Source organism: Yoonia sediminilitoris, assembly GCF_003058085.1.
Lineage (GTDB): Bacteria > Pseudomonadota > Alphaproteobacteria > Rhodobacterales > Rhodobacteraceae > Yoonia > Yoonia sediminilitoris.
The window spans coordinates 132,620-152,547 of the sequence record NZ_QBUD01000008.1 but is presented as its reverse complement, the minus strand read 5'-3'; the positions used below and the strand labels follow the sequence as shown (position 1 = coordinate 152,547).

Here is a 19,928-nt window from a genome sequence, read left to right as displayed (position 1 = left end):
GATGCTTGGCTTTTTGATCGCCGCTGTGGCGGGCTATCTGACGCCGCAACTCGAAGATTCGGTCGGAGACCCGATCGTGAAAATGCTACGCCGATATATGGCGGTAGACCCCGGCGAAAAGAGGCTTGTGACGTTCATGGTGCTTCTTCTGGCGGTTGCGGTACTTGCCATTTTTGCGCACTCCGGATCACCCTTCTGGCTGATCCTTGGCGCCATTGTCGGATATTTCGGACCCCGCTTGTTCAATGCGGGCAAAAAACAGATCGACGCAGGCAATGGTAAACCGTGAGAGCCGCGCGCTAAAGTTCAAGCGATGGTTGTTCATTCAATCGACGCAGTGTGTCTTCAAAGAATGCCTGTTTGCCACGTAGCAACATGTAGGAACAGACCAGCTTGGCCAGTTTGCGGTGTCCTTGTTGCAAGAGGCTTGTGACGACTGCAGATGCGTAGCCCTCGTCATATTTCCGTGCACGCAGCAAATGGTTGAAACGGCAACGGTCCAGCTTGTGATCCATTGCAAGACTGATCATGACGTCGTGGATTTCCATCCGTTCGAAGGCCTGTTCAAGCTGTCCCCCCATGAACCGGCAGGGTAACAGGGTGACGTTGGGATTGCGAAACAGAACCGCATGCATCGCATCCAGCGATTGGAGCGGATCATAAGCGATAAACACGTCAGACGCTGCCTCGATCATATCTGGCGCGTATCCATAACGGGTGGAAAAGCTTTGGCGGCGCTGGTCGAAAAAGCGCTTGTCCCAACCGGTGATCGCAGGGTCCAGCGTGGCTTGGGGGCGCACGGCCAAAACAGTTGCACCGGGCGCGGCCACGGAAAATGCAGCTGCCGCATAGCCTGCGGCACCTGTGCCGTGAAACAAGATATGCTCGAAACCGTCAAAGAAGCCGTCGTCGCTTAACCGATCAAATAGATCATAGACTTCGCGATCACGAAACCAGCTGTTGCTTACTGAAAACAGGGCCAGATGAGACCAGCCATCGTTGCGCGCAAAGGCAAATCCGCGCGGTTCCGCATCCTTGTTGTGTGCGATGATTTGATCGACATTTTCAAATGTCACGAACAGTTTGTTGCCTGCTTCGAGAAACCCGGCAAAATGCGCCGGTCCGAGATGCTCGAAAAAGCCGTGTTCGTCACAGATGTCATCGATTTGCGAAAACCAGTCGTTTTTGTCGAGACCCTCAAGCGACGTCTCCAAAGTCAAGTGATTGAGTACCATGTTTACCATTTCTAATCAGGGCGCGTTGCCCGAAACTGTTGCCTTCCTAGTCAAGATTTGCGGCGAAATTACGCGCAGCAGGCCGCGGATTTGTTGCGGAAATTGCGTTAAAACCTAACGATTTCCCGGTTTTGTTCACGCTTTGAATTCAATGATGTCACAATAGGACCAGCGCTGCCATTCCTTGGTTAATTGTGAAGCCCCGATTGGTCCATGTCACCACGCGTTCCCGTTGGGGGGAAAACCATCTATGCTGCGTTGCTGCCAGTGGCTCTTAGCCTTTGGTCGCAAACCGCCACTGCGCGGCTTGACGCGAGCGCCGCAGGATGCAGCTATGCCTGCTAAGGAGAATTCTATGGTATTTGCTGATATTGATGCGGTTCAGTCCGCGCTGGCGAAACAAGACTATGTATGTGGGCGGGCCTTGGCGACGGTGGTCTTTCTGTCGCTGCGCTTGGGACGCCCCCTGTTTCTTGAAGGCGAGGCAGGGACAGGTAAAACCGAAATTGCCAAGGCCATCGCCGCCAGTCTGGGCCGGCGCCTGATTCGCCTGCAATGTTACGAAGGGCTGGATGCCGCATCCGCTGTCTATGAATGGAACTTTGCCGAGCAGATGATCGCCATCCGTGCCGCAGAAGCCGCAGGCGGTGCCGACCGCGATATTTTGAAGACGGAGCTCTTTACCGAGGAATACCTGATTGAACGCCCCTTGCTTGAGGCGATGCGCCCGCAAGACGGCGGTGCGCCGGTCTTGCTGATCGACGAGTTGGATCGCACCGATGCCCCGTTCGAGGCGTTTCTGCTGGAGGCGCTCAGCGATTTTCAGGTCACGATCCCTGAACTGGGCACCATCAAGGCACCGGAACCACCGATTGTCATACTGACATCAAACCGCACCCGCGAGGTGCATGATGCCCTGAAGCGCCGTTGTCTATACCACTGGGTGGATTATCCTGACTTCGAGCGCGAGATCGAAATTCTGCACGCCCGCGCGCCCGAAGCCTCTGAAGCCTTGTCGCGTGAAGTCGTGGCATTCGTTCAAAAACTGCGCACAGAGGACCTGTTCAAGAAACCAGGCGTGGCCGAAACCATCGACTGGGCGAAATGCCTGCTAGCGCTGGACGTTATCAACCTGTCGCCTGCCGTCATCGCCGATACGCTGGGCGCGATCCTGAAATATCAGGACGACATCCAGAAACTCGAAGGATCCGAAGCCAAACGGATTCTGGAAGAGGCGAAGGCAGGGCTGGAGACCGTCTAGTGGTTGAACTCGCTGCCCTTGAACTGCCCGACGATCCCAAGCTGGCGCAGAACATCACCCATTTCGCACGCGCCCTGCGCAAGGCAGGTCTGCCGATAGGGCCGGGCAGGATCATTGACGCGATCCGCGCGGTCGAGGCGACGGGTTTTACCGAACGCGCTGATTTTTACTGGACGCTGCACGCCTGTTTTGTGTCCAAGCCCGAAGAACGTGCAACCTTTGGCCAACTCTTTCGCCTCTATTGGCGCGATCCGCGTTATCTGGAACAGATGATGTCATTCATGTCACCCATGGTGCGCGGCGTCGCCGAGGAACGCACGGCACAGGCTGCCGAGAAACGCGCTGCAGAAGCATTGCTGGACGGGCAGGAACGTGACTTGCCGACACCCGAGGAAGATGGCGAAGAAGTTGAAATTTCGATTGACGCCTCGCAGACGATATCCACGCAGGAAAAGCTCCGTTCGCTTGATTTCGAGCAGATGAGCACGGCGGAAATGGCGGCTGCAAAACGTATTCTGGCCAGCCTGCGTCTGCCGGTGCCACCGATTCTGAGCAGGCGCACGCAAAACCTGCCCGGGCGTCTGCCCGATTGGCGCGCCACCATGCGCGGTGCCATGCGTCATGGCGGCGAAGTCACTGATTTTGCCACCAAACGCCGTCGCATCCGCTATCCCAATCTGGTGGTGCTGTGCGATATTTCGGGGTCCATGTCACAATATTCGCGCGCCGTTCTGCATTTTCTGCATGCTGTCGCCAACCGCGAGGGGCAGGGATGGGCGCAGGTGCATGCCTTTACCTTTGGCACGCGCCTGACCAACATCACCCGCCACCTGCGCACCCGTGATGTGGATGCGGCACTCAGCGCGGCGGGGTTAGAGGCGCAGGATTGGGAAGGCGGCACGCGCATCGCGGAATGTTTGGCCTCCTTCAACCGCGACTGGTCGCGCCGGGTGATGGGGCAGGGGGCTGTTGTGTTGCTGATCACTGACGGGCTGGACCGGGACACAACGGCCGATCTGGGCCGTGAGATGGAGCGCCTGAAACTGTCGTCGCGACAGTTGATCTGGCTGAACCCGTTGCTGCGCTGGGATGGGTTTGCGCCCAAAGCCAAGGGGATCATGGCGATGCTGCCGCACTGCTCCAGCTTCCGGGCTGGACATAATATCACCTCGCTTGAGGGTCTGGCCGATGCGCTGGCCCGCCCCCACGACAGCGGTCAAAAGGCGCGCCTGATGGCGATGATGCAGGGCTGAGGCATGTGCCGCTGGATCATACGACTGCGGGCTGGCCCCTTCTCCAACATCGTGATCTTGCCTATATGAATGGCGTGGCGGCGGTGAATGCACGCTGTCTTACAGGGATTGGAATGCAGTTATGACAGACATAATCACTGACCTGCCTGCCTTGGCGCTGGACTGGCATCGCGCCGGACGCGGCGTGGCGATTGCAACCGTTGTGCAGACTTGGGGGTCGGCCCCGCGTGCGGTGGGCAGCCAGTTGGTGATCACCGCCGATGGCGCGATGGAAGGATCCGTTTCGGGCGGGTGCGTGGAAGGGGCTGTGATCACAGAAGCCATTGACGCGCTTGAGGATGGTAAACCCCGTGTGCTGGAATTCGGCGTCAGCGACGATGAAGCCTTTGCCGTCGGGCTGGCCTGTGGCGGCGAAATCAAGGTTCTTGTCGAACCTGTCGGCACGGCCCTGCCAATTGCATTACTGGAAGAGCTGGTTGCGGCGCGGGCGCAGAAAACACCCGTGGCCTATGTCACCGATCTTGTTAACGGCAATCCCCGACTGGCCCCGCGCGACAGCTATCCTGACCGTTTCCGGCTGGACCGGTCCGGCGTTGAGGAGGACGGGCGCACCTTTGTGGCCGTCCACAATCCCCCGTTGCGGATGATTATCGTGGGGGCGGTGCATATTGCCCAATTCCTCGTCGTCATGGCGCGTGCCTGCGGCTATGCGCCCACGCTGATCGACCCGCGCGCTGCGTTCGGGTCACAAGACCGTTTTCCCGGCGAAACCATCCTTGAGGATTGGCCGGACGAGGCGATGGCAACGCTCAAACCCGATCACCGCACCGCCGTTGTCACCCTGACCCACGATCCCAAGCTGGACGACCCCGCAATTCAGGCGGTTTTGGCGTCAGAGGCTTTTTATCTGGGGTGTCTTGGGTCCAAAAGAACACACGCAAAGCGGGTCGCGCGGTTGGAAGAGGCAGGGTTTGATGCCGCACAGATTGCCCGGATACACGCCCCCGTCGGGCTGGATATCGGCGGTCGCAACCCTGCCGAAATTGCAGTCAGCATCATGGCCGAAGTGACCCAGTCCCTGCGGAAAGCCCGATGAAATTCGGTGGCGTCCCGGTGGGCGAGGCGGAAGGGACAATTCTGGCCCACTCTATAGCACTGGGCAAATCGCGACTGCGCAAAGGGCACCACCTGTCCGCGGATGATCTGCAAGCGCTCGCCGCCGCCGGGCATGAGATGATTACTGTCGCCCGGCTTGGGCCGGATGATTTGGATGAAGACCAGGCAGCCGCGACGCTTGCAGAGGCACTGGCGCAACCCGATCTGAGGCACAGCAATGCCGCCACGGGGCGCGTCAATCTTTTTGCGACCGGGCCGGGGGTAGCCGTGATTGACCGGGCTGCGATAGACCAGTTCAACGCCGTCAACCCGATGATAACAGTCGCAACAGTACCGCCCTTTCACAGGGTTGAGGACGGCGCAATGATCGCTACGGTCAAGGTGATTTCCTACGGCGTGCCGCAAATCGATGTGGCAAAGGCATGCGCGGCGGGAAAGGGCGCGCTGGGTTTGCTGCCGCCGCGATATCAAACCGCCACCCTGATCGAGACGCGCACCGACAAAACCCCCTCGTCAAAAGGACGCGCCGCTCTGCGCGGGCGGCTTGACCGGCTTGGCGTCGCTCTTGATGATCGGGTTGTCGTGGCGCACAAGACCGATGCATTGTCAGAAGCGATCAGGGCGGCGACAGGACAGGTGATCTTTGTGCTGACTGCCTCAGCCACGTCGGACCCCTGCGATGTGGGGCCCGAAGCATTGCGGCGGGCAGGGGGCACCGTGACCCAGTTCGGCATACCGGTTGATCCGGGAAACCTTTTGTTTCTGGGGGCATTGGGTGAGCGGCCCGTGATTGGCCTGCCCGGGTGCGCGCGTTCACCCGCGCTGAACGGGGCAGATTGGGTGCTGGAGCGCGTCATTTGCGGCCTCGACCTTGGCCCGACTGATTTTGCGGCAATGGGGGTGGGCGGCTTGCTCAAGGAAATTCCGACCCGGCCCAAGCCACGCGGCGATATATAACCGCTCCATAAAAAAATGCGCAGGAGAGCCTGCGCATTTCATTCATCCAGACATGCCGTGTGACTATTTGGGCAGCGGCCCAATCAGCATAACCATCTGGCGGCCTTCCATCTTGGGGAAGTTTTCGACGCGGCCGGTTTCCTTGGTATCCTCAGCGACGCGTTCCAGCAATTCGCGCCCCAGCTGCTGGTGCGCCATTTCACGTCCACGGAACCGCAGGGTGATCTTTACCTTGTCGCCGTTTTCGAGGAATTTGAAAACATTGCGCATTTTCACATCATAATCGTGCTGGTCGGTGTTCGGACGGAACTTGACCTCTTTGATTTCGATGATTTTTTGCTTCTTGCGCGCTTCGGCCTCTTTCTTCTGCGTCTCGTATTTGAACTTGCCGTAGTCCATGATCTTGCAGACCGGCGGCTTGGCGTTGGGCGAAATTTCGACGAGATCAAGTCCTGCCTCATCAGCCATCACCATGGCACGAGAAGGTGATACAACACCGACGTTTTCTCCGTCGGCGCCGATCAGGCGGATTTCATCTTCGCGAATGCGCTCGTTTACCCGGGGGCCGGTGTCGCGCTGCGGCGGCGCGTTGTGGGGTCTGCGTCCTATGATCTTTATCCTTGAATCACTGCGTGTTTACGGGCCCAAGTTAGACGGCTGTCCGCCCCGCTTCAACCCGGAAAACGGGCTGTATTTGGCTTGGTCTGGCGCTGCCCCGCGCTTTCCCTTGTTGGTGATGTCTTACATCCCTGTGGGCAGCCCCCCGAGGGGCTTTTATGGCCATGGAAAGGGTTTCTCAAATGAGAGCAATTGCGATTATTCTCATTGCCGCCGCGTTGGGCTATTTCGGGTATTATTATACCGTTGAGGGGCGCAGCCCGTCGGCGGCCATCGGTGAGCTGACCGGGGAAACAGCCCGTGCCGAGGCAGAAGCGCAAAGGGCCGCAGTATGACCCGCACACTACACATGAGCTCAATCGCGACCTGATACGCTGCTTTGGTAGCTATCGAGCTGTTTGATGAGTGCCTGACCATTCGGAACACCTTCACGTGCCGAGAATTCATCCCAAATCGCTCCGAATGGCATATCCTTGAACTCTTCCGTGACCGTTAGGCGCGTCGTGTAGTCCAGCGCGCTTTCCGCGGATTTCAGCGTGTCGAGAGGCATCAAGAGCGCACGCAGCAGGGCTTTTTGCATGTTGCGGGTGCCGATCACCCAAGCTGCGGTCCGGCTGATTGTGGCGTCGAAGAAATCGAGCCCGATGTGGGTGCAGCCCAGCAAATCTGCGCTGACAAGTTCCTGCGCCATTTGAAGGATATCGTCGTTCAGCAGGATGACGTGGTCGCTGTCCCAACGCATCGGTCGCGAGACATGAAGCAAAATTTCGTCAAGCGAGAGCGCAACCGAACTGAGTTTGTCAGCAATGTTCTCGGTCGGATGGAAATGGCCCATGTCCAGGCACAACAGGGTCCCTTTGCGGATCGCATAGCCCATGTAGAATTCATGACTGCCGACGGTGCAGGCCTCGACGCCAATCCCGAAGAGCTTGCTTTCCACCGCGTCCAACAGCTGTGCCTTGTCCTTGGGCGTGGCCAGCATGGCATCAAGCGATGCCTCCAGCCGCCTGCGCGCCGACATCCGGTCAATTGGCGTGTCCTTGTATCCGTCGGGCACCCAGATGTTGTTGACGCAGGGCGAGCCGAGCGCGACCCCCATCTGTGCCGCAATGTCGCGGGACCGCTTGCCATGTTCGATCCAGAAATCACGAATGCCATCGTCAGGATGACTGAGGGTCAAATTGTCGTCTGCTTTGGCATGCGCAAAGAACGTCGGGTTGAAATCCAGTCCGATGCCTTGCTCCCTGGCCCAATCAACCCACGGCGCGAAATGCCGAAATTCGATCTCGTCCCGGTCCGGGTTTTCATCCGTATCCAGATACATCGCGTGAAGGTTCAGGCGGTGCTTGCCCGGGATCAACGCATAGGCGAATTCCAGATCGGCCCGCAATTCGTCGGGTGTTCTGGCGCGGCCGGGATGGTTTCCGGTCGCCTGAATACCACCACCAGAACTGCCGGTTTTCGGTTCAAACCCGACGACGTCATCGCCTTGCCAGCAATGCATGGAAATCGGATTTTTTTTCAGGCGATCCATGGCGGCTTCGGTATCGACACCCCAGTCGGCAAATGCGGCTTTCGCTGTTTCATAGCTCATGGGTCTTTTCCTATCGCGTGAAGGCTTGGACGTTGCCTGCATCCACATTGATGATGTTGCCGGTCGACTTGGCAGACGTGTCTGCGGCAAAGAAGTAGCAGGCCTCGGCGACGTCTTCGGGGAGGACAGACCGTTTGAGCATGGACCGCTGGCGATACATCTCTTCCAGCCCGTCCTTGTCGGTGCCATAGGTGCCCGCGCGCTGTTCCAGCCAGTCACCCTCCCAGATCTTGGAGCCCCGCAGGACAGCATCGGGATTGACAACATTGACGCGGATGCCCGCCTCGGCGCCTTCCAGGGCCAGGCACCGTGCAAGATGTATTTCGGACGCTTTCGCGGTACAGTAGGCCGCAGCATTCGGCGAGGCGGCAAGACCGTTCTTGGATGCAACAAAGACGACCGAGCCGCCCATGTCCTGCACCCGCATCAGCTTGAATGCTTCGCGGCTGACCAGAAAGTAGCCGGTGGACAGGATATCCATGTTCTTGTTCCACAGCGCCAGAGAGGTTTCCTCGATCGGGGCAGAGGATGCGATTCCGGCGTTGGATACCAGAATGTCGACGCCGCCGAATTCGACCGAAGTCGCGGCAAAGGCCGCCGCGACAGCGTCTTCGCTGGTCACGTTCATGACAACACTTCGGACAACGTCGGCACCGAAACGGCCCGACAAACTGTCATTCGTCGAAGCCAGCGCATCCTCGTTGATGTCGGCCAGAACCACGCAGGCCCCTTCGCGCAAGTAGCGTTCCGCAGTCGCCGCACCGATGCCGCCCGCCCCTCCGGTGACAAGTGCCACCCGGCCTGCAAGCGACTTGGGTTTCGGCATGCGTTGCAGTTTTGCTTCTTCGAGCAACCAGTATTCGATGTCGAAGGCCTCTTGCTCGGGCAATCCCTGATATTCACTGACCGCCGAAGCTCCGCGCATCACGTTGATCGCGTTGACGTAGAATTCGCCGGAAATGCGGGCCGTTGCCTTGTCCTTGGCAAAGGTGATCATGCCAACGCCGGGCACCAGATAGACCACTGCATTCGGATCGCGCAGCGCCGGGCTGTCGTCATGTTTGCAGCGCTCGTAGTAGGCTGCATAGTCTTTGCGGTATGCGGCAATCTGGTCAGGCAGCCCGTCCATGACGGCGTCAATGTTACGGGTCGCGGGATTGAACGGTACCACCAGCGGGCGGATCTTCGTGCGCAGGAAATGATCGGGGCAGGATGTACCCAAGGCTGCCAGCGTCTCCATGTCCTTGGCATTGACGAACTCAAGCACCACGTCGCTGTCGTTGAAATGGCCGACCATGTGCTGATTACCGGACACGAACCCGCGGATCGCGGGCATAAGCCGGGCGGCGACCGCACGACGGTCACCGGCAGACAGGCTCTTGTGGATGGCTCCGCCAAAGGGTGCGACATCCTTGCTGCGCTCGGCCAGCCATTTTGTCGCGACGTTGATCACGTCAATGGTCTGGTCGTAGCACTCTTTTGCGGTGTCGCCCCAGGTGAAAAGACCATGGCTTTCGAGAACCACGCCGTCCGCATCCGGATTTTCGACACAAAACTTTTCGAGCCACAGACCAAGCTCATATCCGGGCTTCTTCCACGGCAGCCAGCCGATACGGTCACCGAAGATCTCTTTCGTAAGGTCTTTGGAGTTCTTTGACGCGGCGATCGCAATGATTGCATCGGCGTGGACGTGGTCCACATGTTTGCGCGGCACATAGGCGTGCAGTGGTGTATCGATTGAGGCCGCGCGCGGGTTCAGTTTGAAGGTGCAGTGCGGCAGGTAGCCGACCATCTCATCTTCGAAATCGACCCCGCGATAGAGCGGCTTCAGCGCCTGCAGCTTGTCCATATAGAGGGTGGCAAAACCGTCCATCTTGATCGAGCCGATGTCGCCGCCGGAACCCTTGACCCAGAGCACCTCAACCTGATCGCCGGATAACGGGTCGGTCTCCATCACCTTGGCAGAGGTGTTGCCACCTCCATAATTGGTCACACGCTTATCAGAGCCGAGGATGTTCGAGCGATAGAGCAGTAATTCCGATTCGCTCATCCCTTTTGCGACGTCATCATCCCAACGGCTATCAAGCAGCTGAGTTTCCAGTGATTTCAACATGTTCCCTCCCTGTGGACACTCTTCGCCCGTCAATACATTCGGCCCAAATACTGATCAGAGCGCGACACTTTGTCAATCATTGATAGTCAAAAGCAATCATAAAGCGACTCTATATGACAATATTTTACTGTTAATGATTGACATTTGATCCGCATCCCTGCAAGTTCGCATCGTAGGGGAGGACGTTGAATGCACGAAAAAGAGCGCCACACGATTATCTTGTCCGCAGTCGAGGAGCGCCCCGTGGTCACGGTTGTCGAACTGTGCAATCTGACTGGCGCATCCGAAGCCACAACCCGGCGCGATATCGCAACTCTGGATCAGGAAGGTCAGCTGCGGCGCGTGCGCGGCGGTGCAGAGGCGTTGAACCCGCCACAGTTTGTCGGTATTGCGGGTCGCCCCTTTTCAGTCAACGAAACCATGCGGATCAATGAGAAGCAGGCGATTGCTGCGGCTGCGGTCGATCTTTGCAGGGATGGCGACGCAATCATCATCAACGGAGGCACGACCACCTTTCAGATGGTCCACCCACTGGCCAGTCGCCGCTTGCAGGTCTTTACAAATTCGTTCCCGATTGCCGAGCACTTGCTCAAGCATTCCAAGAACACAATTTTGCTGTCGGGCGGCACGATCTATCGGGAACAGAACATCATCCTGTCGCCATTCGACAATGACGTGACCCGGAACTTTTGCGCCCGCCGCATGTTCATGGGCGCTCAGGGCCTTGGGCCCTTGGGGTTGATGGAGGCCGATCCGCTGCTGATCCAGGCAGAGCAAAAACTCATCGGGCAGGCCGACGAGCTTGTCGTACTGGCGGACAGCACGAAATTCGAGCAACGCTCCAGCCTCGTTCTTTGCCCGCTGAACCGGATCACGACGGTCATCACGGATGACCAGATATCAGACAAGGCGGCAGCCATGTTGGAGGCCGCAGAAGTGACGCTGATCGTCGCCCAATCGGGGGGCGCTCAGAGAAACGTGGCCTCGTAGGGGGCTTAAACCGCGAACGTACTTTAGGGAGGATTTCAATGAAACGTCGCACTTTTACAAAACTCACCACAGGCCTTGGCCTTGCAGCCAGCTTGTTTGGCACAACCGCCATGGCGCAGGACGACATGCGCATCGCACTGGTCGTGAAGGCCTTGGGGATTGGCTTTTTCGAGGCTGCCGCAGAGGGGGCTGAAGAGGCCGCCGCCGAACTGGGTGGCGTCGAGATCATCTATACCGGTCCGACCGACACCACCGCCGAGGGCCAAATCGAGGTCATCAACTCTCTGATAGCGCAGGGCGTTGACGCCATCGCCGTCTCGGCCAACGACACCGACGCACTTGTGCCGACCCTCAAGAAGGCAATGCAGCGTGGCATCACTGTCATTAGCTGGGATTCCGGCGTGGCCGAAGAAGGCCGCCAAATGCACCTGAACCCATCATCCAATGCCCTGATCGGCAATATGATCATCAAGCTCGCGGCGGATCATTTGCCCGATGGCGGTGATGTGGCCGTACTTTCGGCGACCACCACCTCGACGAACCAGAACATCTGGATCGAAGAGATGAACAAGGTGGTTGGCGACTATCCCGGCATCAACGTGGTCACAACGGTCTACGGCGACGACCTTGCCGACAAATCCTATCGTGAGGCCACCGGCCTGATGCAGTCCTATCCCGATCTCGATGCGATCATCGCACCGACATCCGTTGGTATCGTGGCTGCAGCGCAAGCCGTGGTCGACGCAGGCAAGGTCGGTGAGGTCAACGTAACCGGCCTTGGGCTTCCTTCCGAGATGGCCGGTGCCATTGAAAGCGGTGCTTCGCAGTCCTTTGCGATCTGGAACCCCATCGACTTGGGCTATTCGGCAACCATGATTGCCCATGCCTTGGCCTCGGGCGCAGCAACCGCCGAACCGGGTGCCGAAATCTCGATTGGCCGGGTCGGAACCATCACACTGGACGATTCTACGTCGGCAGCAATGGCCGATCCCTTTGTCTATGATGCTTCCAACATCGAGCAGTTCAAGTCGATCTTCTAATCGGTTCGAACATATCTCCGGCGCGAGCGTTTGATCCGCGCCGGACCCCCTTTTTCTTCCGAGCCCGAGACCTTTGATGCTGAAACAATCGGACACCATCCTTCCGGCCGAAGGCGAGACCGTGGACGACTCGGTCTTGGCACTTGATGGCATCACAAAGACCTTTCCGGGGGTCAAAGCCCTTGCAGAGGTTTCACTTCGCCTATTTCCGGGCAAAGTCACCGCCCTGGTCGGCGAGAACGGCGCAGGAAAATCCACGGTCGTGAAAATCCTGACTGGAATCTATCAGCCCGACGGCGGAACGATCCTTGTGAATGGCCAGCCGACTACGTTTCGGGTCCCGCAGGCAGCCGCAGACCACGGTGTGACCGCCATCCATCAAGAAACTGTCTTGTTCGACGAGCTTTCGGTCGCCGAGAATATATTTCTTGGCCATGCACCGCGTGGCAGCTTCGGCTTGATTGATCTCAAAACCATGAACAGCAAGGCGCGCCAGATCCTTGAAGAGATTGGCGCGCAGATCGACCCTGAACACAAACTCAAAGACCTTGGCATCGCGAACAAACACCTCGTGGCCATTGCCCGGGCGCTTTCTATAGACGCGCGCGTTGTCATTATGGACGAACCGACCGCAGCCCTGTCGCATAAGGAAATCGAGGAGCTTTATGAGCTTGTCGAACGTCTGAAGACCCAAGGCAAAGCCATCCTGTTCATCAGCCACAAGTTCGACGAGATTTTCCGCATTGCGGACAACTATACGGTCTTTCGGGACGGCCAGTTGATCGGGAATGGCGCGATTGCCGATGTCACCGAAGCAGAACTCGTCAAAATGATGGTTGGCAGGGACGTCAGTCAGATTTTTCCCAAACGCTCTGCAAACCCGGGCGAGGTCGTCCTGAAAGTCAGCGACTATGCCCATCCGACGGAATTCGATGGTATCGGCTTTACCCTGCGCAAGGGTGAAATCCTTGGCTTTTACGGTCTGGTTGGCGCGGGGCGGTCCGAGTTCATGCAGTCGCTGTTCGGCATCACCCGCGCCTCTGGCGGAACCGTCGAGATCGAAGGCGCCCCTGTGCAGATCAAGTCTCCTGCGGACGCCGTTGACAGTGGAATCGTCTACGTTCCCGAAGATCGTGGGAAACAAGGCGCTATCCTTGATTTGCCGATCTTTCAAAACGTCACCCTGCCATCGCTGGGGCGAATTTCAAGCAAGGGTTTTCTGAAACTGGCCGAGGAATTCAAGCTGGCCCGCGAATACACCGAAAGGCTCGATCTGCGGGCAGCATCGCTGGACACGCCTGTCGGCAACCTCTCGGGCGGCAACCAGCAAAAGGTCGTTATCGCCAAGTGGCTTGCGACAAAGCCCAAGGTCATTATTCTGGACGAGCCCACCAAGGGCGTTGATATCGGGTCCAAGGCGGCTGTGCACGAATTCATGGCGGAACTCGCGGCACAGGGTCTTGCCGTTGTTATGGTCAGCTCGGAAATCCCCGAGGTCCTTGGCATGTCCGACCGCGTTATCGTGATGCGCGAGGGACGGATCGCCGCTGAACTGGCCGGCGATGATCTGCAACCCGAAACACTTGTCCGCCACGCCGCTGGCATCTGAAGGAACATGTCATGCTGAAACGGTTCATCACATCGCGCGAGGCCCTTTTGATAGGCGCGATTATCCTGTTACTGGCCCTGATATCCTCGCGCTTTCCGGGCTTCATTGCGCCCGGCAACCTTGCCAATGTGTTCAACGACACCTCACCGCTGATCCTGTTGGCGATTGGCCAGATGATTGTCATCCTGACCAAATGCATCGACCTGAGCGTTGCGGCAAACGTGGCGCTTTCGGGTATGGTCGTCTCAATGGTCAACGTGGCGGCACCGGGCCTGCCCATCGCATTCATCCTCGTCATCGCCGTCGGCTTGGGCACGCTTCTGGGCATGTTCAACGGATTGCTTGTCTGGAAGCTAGCCATTCCGCCGATCGTCGTGACGCTTGGCACCATGACCATATTCCGGGGCATTATCTTCGTGATCTCCGACGGCAAATGGGTCAACAGCCATGAGATGAGCGATGCATTCAAGGCCTTCCCCCGGACCGAAATCCTTGGTCTGCCGGTTCTCGGATGGATCGCCATCATTGCCGTAGTCGGCTTTACAGTCGTCATGACCCGCACAACACTGGGGAGGGCGTTCTACGCTGCGGGCGGCAACCCCCATGCGGCGACCTATGCCGGCATCAATGTTGGAAAGACCCAGTTCTGGGCCTTCACGATCTCGGGCGCGTTGGCCGGACTGACGGGGTATCTCTGGGTGTCGCGGTTTGCGGTCTCCTACGTTGATATCGCCGGTGGGTTCGAATTGGACGTGGTCGCGGCCTGCGTCATCGGCGGTGTATCGATCATGGGTGGCATCGGGACCGTTGCGGGCGCTCTTCTGGGGGCCTTGTTTCTCGGCATCATCAAGAACGCGCTGCCGGTCGTTGACATCTCACCCTTCTGGCAACTGGCCATTTCAGGTGGTGCGATCATCATCGCCGTCGCGTTGAACGCACAGTCCAATCGCGAAAAGGGCCGCATTATCCTCAAGCGCGCGGAGCAGGCAACATGAGCACCACCGAACGTATTGTTCCCGACCGCCTGAGGTCCCCGCTGGAACAGAGGCTGAAAAGCTGGGAAAGCCTGCTGCTTTTGGTTGCTATCGGAATTTTCGTCGCCAACAGTTTCGCGTCGCCATACTTCCTCAATGCCTGGAACCTGAGCGACGCGACCTTCAATTTCACAGAGAAAGCAATGATTGCTTTCGCGATGGCACTGCTCATCATCTCGGGGGAAATCGATCTATCCGTGGCTTCGATCATCGCGCTTGCATCGACTGCGATGGGGGCGGCGGTTCAAATAGGCGTCGGCACACCCGGCCTTGTGATGATCGGCCTCGGGGTTGGTCTTTTGTGCGGGGCATTCAACGGTGTGCTGGTCACGCGCTTTGGCCTTCCGTCGATTGTTGTGACCATCGGCACCATGAGCCTCTTTCGCGGCATCAGCTTTATCGTTCTGGGCGATCAGGCATTCAAAGGGTACCCGGCCAGCTTTTCCTGGTTCGGTCAAGGCTATGTCTGGTGGGTGATCTCGTTCGAACTGGTCCTGTTTGCAATTATCGCGGTAATCTACGCCGTGCTGCTGCATAAAACCAATTTCGGCCGCGCGGTCTACGCGATTGGGAACAACTCCACCGGAGCAATGTTCTCGGGCATCCGTGTAAGCCGTGTGAAGTTCATCCTGTTCCTGCTAACCGGGCTTATGTCAGGAATAGCAGCGGTTTGCCTCACGGCACGTCTGGGCTCGACGCGTCCTTCGATTGCAACTGGCTGGGAGCTTGAGATCGTCACAATGGTCGTACTTGGTGGCGTCAGCATTCTGGGCGGATCCGGCACAATCATCGGTGTTGTGATTGCGGCCTTCGTGATGGGGCTGGTGACTTTCGGCCTTGGGCTTCTGAATGTGCCGGGCATCGTGATGTCGATCGTGATTGGCGCGCTTCTGATCGGGGTTATCGCATTGCCGCGCCTGTGGTCCATGTGGCGGGCACGTTGATGGAGAAATTCGCTTTCAAAATGCAGCTTAACCCGGGCTGCCGCGCGGAATACATCAAGCGCCATGACGAGATCTGGCCAGAGCTTCTCGCCCTACTGAAAGAAGCGGGCATATCGGATTATTCAATCCATTTGGATGCAGAGACGGACATCCTTTTCGGCGTTCTGAAGCGCGAGGATGGCCACACCATGGATGACTTGCCAGACCACCCTGTGATGCAGAAATGGTGGGCGCATATGGCTGACATCATGCAGACCCATCCCGACAACGAACCGGTTTCTGCACCATTGGAAACCGTCTTTCACATGCCATGATAGGCCATGTCGTCGTCGTCGACATCGGGAAAACCCATGCAAAACTTGTGCCGGTCGACAGCAAAAGCCTGTCCGAAATTGCGGTGCTCACCCGCCCCGCCTAGCGGGCCGGTTGCACATCGACGCGCATTGTTCTCGCAGTTTAAGACCCACCCTGAAATCCCATACCCGCCAGATCGTCACCTATCCGCTGTTTCGGGGCGCAAAGCTGACGGGGCGGACCGCCATGGATGTGACCTTGAGATAGAGCCAGGGCAAAGCGCTTCGACGGATTTGGCCTTGCGCCCCCTCTCATTGATTGCTGGCAAGCAACTGTCGGTCAGTGGAATCGCCGGAAGTCCGTTTGGATCGATTAAGGCGCTGATGGTATCGTCTTTAACGTGGCATATCCTTCTCTCTGCGATGGTTTCGCAAAGCCGACTTCAAGGATTGCCTCAATCTCACCTCTGGATTTCAATTTCAGTGCACAGCGTTTCGGCAACAACTTTTGTCTGGGTAACAAATTGATTTGTATGAATAAATATAGTGGAAAATTAAAGCGTTCCGCCTTTAACCCGAGGCATCAGACAAAGGCGAAACGCTCACAACACATAAACGTTGCACAGCGTTTCCTGAAAAGCTGTGAGAAAGGTTTTCGCGAAACGCTGTATTACTGCCATTTGTGAAAAAGGGACGATCCGCAACCAAGAATGGGGCCAATTCAATTATCTGCTTGGTGCGTTTGACACATAAGACAGGATTGGTCCTGCTTTGTGGACGCTCGCACACTCACAGGTGGATTGTGCCTAACCTTTCACCCGTTCTGCAAAGCTCATCGCGATGAAGGCGGGGGTGTCTTCACCCATGCCGACAATCTGGTGGCCGTTGTCGCGTCGGTCATTGCCGCGACCGCGTCCGCCACGCGTGCGCTCTTCGCGAGGTTTTTCGTTGCGCGCCGGTTTTTCAGCGGCTTTGGCTTCTTCAACTGCAGGTGCGGCCTCTTCTATGGCAGCCTCGGTCTTGGGTTCATTGCGGCGCGGTGTCCGCGTGCGTGTCCGGCGCGGTTTTTCCTCGGGTTCCGCCTTAGGCTCCGGCTTTTTGGCGCGGGCCGTGGTCATGCCTTCGGGCACCTCAAGACGTGGAATAGTCTGTTTGACCAGACGCTCTACATCTTCGAGGTTCTTTTCATCGCGTGGCACGCAAATCATGATCGCGGTGCCGGAACGGCCAGCCCGGCCTGTGCGCCCGATACGGTGCACGTAGTCTTCGGCATGGCTGGGAACATCGAAGTTGAAGACATGCGTGACAGCCGGAATATCAAGTCCGCGCGCGGCAACATCAGATGCCACAAGGAACCGCAGCTTGTCATCGCGAAAGCTTTCCAGCGTGCGTGTTCGGTGGCTTTGATCCAGATCGCCGTGAATAGGGGCGGCCTGATAGCCGTATTTATTCAATGACTTGGCAACGATATCCACGTCTGACTTGCGGTTGCAAAAGATGATCGCATTGGAACAATCTTCGCCCTCGGCATCAATCAGGGCCCGCAGCAGCGCGCGCTTCTCGGAAGGTTCCTTGCGTTTGTCAGACCCTTTGAAAGCCACGACACCCTGTTTGATATTCACGTTGGTTGTGGCCGCGCGGGCGACTTCGATCTTGGCCGGGTTCGAAAGGAAGGTATTGGTGATCCGTTCAATTTCGGGTGCCATCGTCGCGCTGAAAAACAGGGTCTGGCGGGTGAACGGTGTGCGTTTGAAGATTTCTTCGATATCGGGAATGAACCCCATGTCGAGCATCCGGTCCGCTTCGTCCACCACCATGATTTTCACATCGGTGAGGATCAGTTTGCCACGTTCCAAATGGTCAAGCAGGCGGCCCGGCGTTGCGATCAGCACATCAACACCCTTGTCGATGATCTTGTCCTGATCCTTGAAACTGGTGCCGCCGATCAGCAGAGCCTTGGTCAGTTTGGTATATTTGGCGTAAGCGTCGAAATTTTCGGCAACCTGCGCCGCCAGTTCCCGCGTCGGCGCCAGCACAAGCGAGCGGGGCATCCGCGCGCGGGCACGCCCACGACCCAGCAAGGTGATCATGGGCAAGGTGAAGGCAGCGGTTTTGCCAGTGCCGGTCTGGGCGATGCCCAAAACATCACGGCCTTCCAGCGCGGGGGCAATCGCGCCAGCCTGAATTGGGGTAGGGGTGTCGTAGCCTGTTTCGGCGACAGCTTTCAAAACCTTGGGATCAAGGCTTAGATCAGTGAACTTGGTCATGTACGTCCTAATGTTGCGGATCGGTCCGCATATGTGAAAGGACGCAATTTTTCCGAGCGTCCCGGCGTCGAAGGTCCTGTGAACCTTTGGCGTCAGTTAGCGTAAATCTCTGCAACCGTCAAGTTATGTGCCGTTAACCCCCTTTTTTCTCTGCCCTTTCGGCGGCCTGCCGCATCAGGGCAAATCGCCTGAAAATGGTTCCGTCATCGGTATTCAGTGCGTTTAGCAAATGCCGCACGAGCGGCCCGATGGCTGGCGCGTCATGGCTGTCTTGCCAAAGGGGGGCAAGCAACCCTGATTCCAGATCGCCGCGTAAGAGCGAGAAATCCTGCATCCCCATTGGCAGCGGTGTCTTGGCCCGTTTGCCCAACCCAAAGGGCTTTTGCGGCGCATGACCAGAATAGACCCGCTCTGCTTCGTAGAGTTTCATCAGTGAAAAGAAAATCTTGAGCGATTGTGCAAGCCTACGGTCGGCTTCGGTTTCGCCCACGTCGGCAAAGGTGATGACCGCGGATACCAGCCAGCGCAGGTCCAGATTGGCCAAGAGCCACTCTTGTTCTTCGGTCCATAGTCGCCGGAACAGGGCAGGCGCGTGGTCAGGGTGTGTGTGTTTGCGCAAATGCGCGACCAGCATACCGTGCAGCATCGCCAATTCGCTTTGCCCTGCCAATTCGCCCAGCAAAAAGTGTCGTTTCTTTGCAATACGGCTCAGCCCCTCTGGACGTGGCAGCGGCTGTTTGGGGAGCGGAATTTGCGCCAGTGCCTTAAAATCAATATCCAGTGGCGCCAGATCTTCGCCCGCATGCGGGGTCAGCCGTGACCGCCTGCGCTGATAGCGCGCAATCAATGCCCGAATGCCGCCGGGGAAGGTTTCCTTTTGGTTTGTCACTGCGGTCCTTCGGTTCCTTTGGGGGACTATTGTGCTGGTCTGGCAACCTTACTTCAAAGCTCTTGAAGATGCAGTTGCTAGTCAAGTGACAAGGTGGCCGTTGGGTGCAGGGCAGGGGCATAGCCTGCGCGCAAGACCGCGACAGTCGGCGAAGGAGTGAGGACAGTGACGTGCGTGCCGCTTGGTCTTGGAGTGGCCAAACCATAGCCGTCGGGGCTGTATAGGAGCATCCGGGGACCCACCAGCAGGTGGTGCCGCCCGCCATAAATGATGATCGTCCCGTCGGGCAGGCTGTCGCAGTTGGCTGTGCCGGTTTGCTGTTGGCGCCCGCCCTTGATGATGCGTGCGGCATGCAGCGCCTTGTCCAATTGCGGTGCCTTTGGCCGTGTGCCCGTTACGTGTTCCCACGCAGCGACATAGCGTTTGTAGGCGGACCGCCTGCAATAGCCACAGGGCCGATGACCTGCGGCAAAGGCAACCGCTTCATCCAGAAAGAACAGTTCAGTCCAGTTGCGCCCGGTCATGACGGGGCGCTTGCGCCCTTGCCAATCAAGCGTGCAGCAAATCCATGCGTGGTGGGTCCAGCGAGCAGTGCCGAGCGTTTTGTTCTCGCGGTGCAGGATACCGCGATTGCCGGTCATGGTCCCCCGCGCCGCGATCGCGACGATTTCGCCCGTGGGCAGGACGCGGTTTTGCAGCGGCATCAGCCCTCCTG

General features: G+C 57.9%; 19 protein-coding genes. 12 read left to right on the top strand and 7 right to left on the bottom strand.

The window, feature by feature from the left end:
* Position 1: 1 nt before the first annotated feature.
* Complete coding sequence (locus tag C8N45_RS15230; RefSeq protein ID WP_133175992.1) at positions 2–289, top strand: hypothetical protein; 288 nt, start codon at positions 2–4, stop codon at positions 287–289.
* Positions 290–299: 10 nt separating this feature from the next.
* Here the strand turns inward: C8N45_RS15230 and C8N45_RS15225 are convergent, their stop codons facing one another.
* Entirely contained in the window at positions 300–1,235 is a 936-nt protein-coding gene (locus tag C8N45_RS15225) for a phosphoadenosine phosphosulfate reductase (RefSeq protein WP_108387110.1), read from the bottom strand.
* A 355-nt stretch (positions 1,236–1,590) separates the two neighbouring features.
* Between C8N45_RS15225 and C8N45_RS15220 the strand changes: the two genes are divergently transcribed.
* The 4 genes from C8N45_RS15220 to C8N45_RS15205 all read left to right on the top strand — a co-directional run bounded on the left by C8N45_RS15220 (position 1,591) and on the right by C8N45_RS15205 (position 5,822).
* Positions 1,591–2,496, top strand: coding sequence for an AAA family ATPase (locus tag C8N45_RS15220; RefSeq protein WP_108387109.1), 906 nt, complete (start codon positions 1,591–1,593; stop codon positions 2,494–2,496).
* Complete coding sequence (locus tag C8N45_RS15215; RefSeq protein WP_108387108.1) at positions 2,496–3,749, top strand: vWA domain-containing protein; 1,254 nt, start codon at positions 2,496–2,498, stop codon at positions 3,747–3,749. The genes C8N45_RS15220 and C8N45_RS15215 overlap by 1 nt, the downstream gene beginning before the upstream one ends.
* Positions 3,750–3,870: 121 nt before the next feature.
* Positions 3,871–4,845 (top strand): XdhC family protein, encoded by a 975-nt coding sequence (locus C8N45_RS15210; protein ID WP_108387107.1) that lies wholly within the window; start codon positions 3,871–3,873, stop codon positions 4,843–4,845.
* Positions 4,842–5,822, top strand: a complete 981-nt coding sequence (locus C8N45_RS15205; RefSeq protein ID WP_108387106.1) for a molybdopterin-binding protein — start codon at positions 4,842–4,844, stop codon at positions 5,820–5,822. Before C8N45_RS15210 ends, C8N45_RS15205 begins: the two co-directional genes overlap by 4 nt.
* Positions 5,823–5,885: 63 nt before the next feature.
* Here C8N45_RS15205 and infC read toward each other — a convergent pair whose 3' ends face one another.
* Complete coding sequence (infC, locus tag C8N45_RS15200; protein ID WP_108387105.1) at positions 5,886–6,431, bottom strand: translation initiation factor IF-3; 546 nt, start codon at positions 6,429–6,431, stop codon at positions 5,886–5,888.
* A gap of 191 nt (positions 6,432–6,622) precedes the next feature.
* Between infC and C8N45_RS23280 the strand changes: the two genes are divergently transcribed.
* On the top strand, positions 6,623–6,775 hold the full coding sequence (locus C8N45_RS23280) for a hypothetical protein (RefSeq protein ID WP_168769493.1): 153 nt from the start codon (positions 6,623–6,625) through the stop codon (positions 6,773–6,775).
* Between the two features lie 20 nt (positions 6,776–6,795).
* Here the strand turns inward: C8N45_RS23280 and C8N45_RS15195 are convergent, their stop codons facing one another.
* Together C8N45_RS15195 and C8N45_RS15190 are read right to left on the bottom strand one after the other, a co-directional pair.
* Complete coding sequence (locus tag C8N45_RS15195) at positions 6,796–8,034, bottom strand: L-rhamnose isomerase (protein ID WP_108387104.1); 1,239 nt, start codon at positions 8,032–8,034, stop codon at positions 6,796–6,798.
* Between the two features lie 10 nt (positions 8,035–8,044).
* Complete coding sequence (locus C8N45_RS15190) at positions 8,045–10,147, bottom strand: bifunctional rhamnulose-1-phosphate aldolase/short-chain dehydrogenase (RefSeq protein ID WP_108387103.1); 2,103 nt, start codon at positions 10,145–10,147, stop codon at positions 8,045–8,047.
* Between the two features lie 189 nt (positions 10,148–10,336).
* Here C8N45_RS15190 and C8N45_RS15185 point away from each other — a divergent pair, with 189 nt between their 5' ends.
* The 6 genes from C8N45_RS15185 (at position 10,337) to rhaM (ending at position 16,078) form a co-directional block, all read left to right on the top strand.
* A complete protein-coding gene (locus C8N45_RS15185) occupies positions 10,337–11,137 on the top strand; it encodes a DeoR/GlpR family DNA-binding transcription regulator (protein WP_108387102.1) in 801 nt (266 codons plus the stop codon).
* Between the two features lie 38 nt (positions 11,138–11,175).
* On the top strand, positions 11,176–12,177 hold the full coding sequence (gene rhaS / locus C8N45_RS15180; RefSeq protein ID WP_108387101.1) for a rhamnose ABC transporter substrate-binding protein: 1,002 nt from the start codon (positions 11,176–11,178) through the stop codon (positions 12,175–12,177).
* A 76-nt stretch (positions 12,178–12,253) separates the two neighbouring features.
* Positions 12,254–13,786 carry a sugar ABC transporter ATP-binding protein gene (locus C8N45_RS15175; protein WP_108387100.1) on the top strand — a complete coding sequence of 511 codons (1,533 nt, stop codon included), beginning with the start codon at positions 12,254–12,256 and terminating at the stop codon, positions 13,784–13,786.
* An 11-nt stretch (positions 13,787–13,797) separates the two neighbouring features.
* The gene (locus C8N45_RS15170) at positions 13,798–14,781 is read left to right on the top strand and encodes an ABC transporter permease (protein ID WP_108387099.1); all 984 of its coding nucleotides are present in this window, start codon (positions 13,798–13,800) and stop codon (positions 14,779–14,781) included.
* The gene (locus C8N45_RS15165) at positions 14,778–15,764 is read left to right on the top strand and encodes an ABC transporter permease (RefSeq protein ID WP_108387098.1); all 987 of its coding nucleotides are present in this window, start codon (positions 14,778–14,780) and stop codon (positions 15,762–15,764) included. Before C8N45_RS15170 ends, C8N45_RS15165 begins: the two co-directional genes overlap by 4 nt.
* A complete protein-coding gene (gene rhaM, locus C8N45_RS15160) occupies positions 15,764–16,078 on the top strand; it encodes an L-rhamnose mutarotase (protein WP_181868949.1) in 315 nt (104 codons plus the stop codon). The genes C8N45_RS15165 and rhaM overlap by 1 nt, the downstream gene beginning before the upstream one ends.
* A 785-nt stretch (positions 16,079–16,863) precedes the next feature.
* Here the strand turns inward: rhaM and C8N45_RS15155 are convergent.
* From C8N45_RS15155 to C8N45_RS15145, 3 genes are all read right to left on the bottom strand, one after another.
* On the bottom strand, positions 16,864–18,324 hold the full coding sequence (locus tag C8N45_RS15155) for a DEAD/DEAH box helicase (RefSeq protein WP_108387097.1): 1,461 nt from the start codon (positions 18,322–18,324) through the stop codon (positions 16,864–16,866).
* 133 nt (positions 18,325–18,457) lie between these two features.
* Positions 18,458–19,213: a hypothetical protein gene (locus tag C8N45_RS15150; protein ID WP_108387096.1), complete on the bottom strand. Its 756-nt coding sequence runs from the start codon at positions 19,211–19,213 to the stop codon at positions 18,458–18,460.
* Between the two features lie 77 nt (positions 19,214–19,290).
* Positions 19,291–19,917: a hypothetical protein gene (locus C8N45_RS15145; protein WP_108387095.1), complete on the bottom strand. Its 627-nt coding sequence runs from the start codon at positions 19,915–19,917 to the stop codon at positions 19,291–19,293.
* Positions 19,918–19,928: the final 11 nt, after the last annotated feature.

What these genes read in the sequence shown, in the direction of transcription:
- C8N45_RS15230 (WP_133175992.1), top strand. Translation starts at nt 2, where the DNA reads ATGCTTGGCTTTTTGATCGCCGCTGTGGCGGGCTATCTGACGCCGCAA.
- C8N45_RS15225 (WP_108387110.1), bottom strand. Translation starts at nt 1,235, where the DNA reads ATGGTACTCAATCACTTGACTTTGGAGACGTCGCTTGAGGGTCTCGAC.
- C8N45_RS15220 (WP_108387109.1), top strand. Translation starts at nt 1,591, where the DNA reads ATGGTATTTGCTGATATTGATGCGGTTCAGTCCGCGCTGGCGAAACAA.
- C8N45_RS15210 (WP_108387107.1), top strand. Translation starts at nt 3,871, where the DNA reads ATGACAGACATAATCACTGACCTGCCTGCCTTGGCGCTGGACTGGCAT.
- C8N45_RS15205 (WP_108387106.1), top strand. Translation starts at nt 4,842, where the DNA reads ATGAAATTCGGTGGCGTCCCGGTGGGCGAGGCGGAAGGGACAATTCTG.
- C8N45_RS23280 (WP_168769493.1), top strand. Translation starts at nt 6,623, where the DNA reads ATGAGAGCAATTGCGATTATTCTCATTGCCGCCGCGTTGGGCTATTTC.
- C8N45_RS15195 (WP_108387104.1), bottom strand. Translation starts at nt 8,034, where the DNA reads ATGAGCTATGAAACAGCGAAAGCCGCATTTGCCGACTGGGGTGTCGAT.
- C8N45_RS15190 (WP_108387103.1), bottom strand. Translation starts at nt 10,147, where the DNA reads ATGTTGAAATCACTGGAAACTCAGCTGCTTGATAGCCGTTGGGATGAT.
- C8N45_RS15185 (WP_108387102.1), top strand. Translation starts at nt 10,337, where the DNA reads ATGCACGAAAAAGAGCGCCACACGATTATCTTGTCCGCAGTCGAGGAG.
- rhaS (WP_108387101.1), top strand. Translation starts at nt 11,176, where the DNA reads ATGAAACGTCGCACTTTTACAAAACTCACCACAGGCCTTGGCCTTGCA.
- C8N45_RS15175 (WP_108387100.1), top strand. Translation starts at nt 12,254, where the DNA reads ATGCTGAAACAATCGGACACCATCCTTCCGGCCGAAGGCGAGACCGTG.
- C8N45_RS15170 (WP_108387099.1), top strand. Translation starts at nt 13,798, where the DNA reads ATGCTGAAACGGTTCATCACATCGCGCGAGGCCCTTTTGATAGGCGCG.
- C8N45_RS15165 (WP_108387098.1), top strand. Translation starts at nt 14,778, where the DNA reads ATGAGCACCACCGAACGTATTGTTCCCGACCGCCTGAGGTCCCCGCTG.
- rhaM (WP_181868949.1), top strand. Translation starts at nt 15,764, where the DNA reads ATGGAGAAATTCGCTTTCAAAATGCAGCTTAACCCGGGCTGCCGCGCG.
- C8N45_RS15155 (WP_108387097.1), bottom strand. Translation starts at nt 18,324, where the DNA reads ATGACCAAGTTCACTGATCTAAGCCTTGATCCCAAGGTTTTGAAAGCT.
- C8N45_RS15145 (WP_108387095.1), bottom strand. Translation starts at nt 19,917, where the DNA reads ATGCCGCTGCAAAACCGCGTCCTGCCCACGGGCGAAATCGTCGCGATC.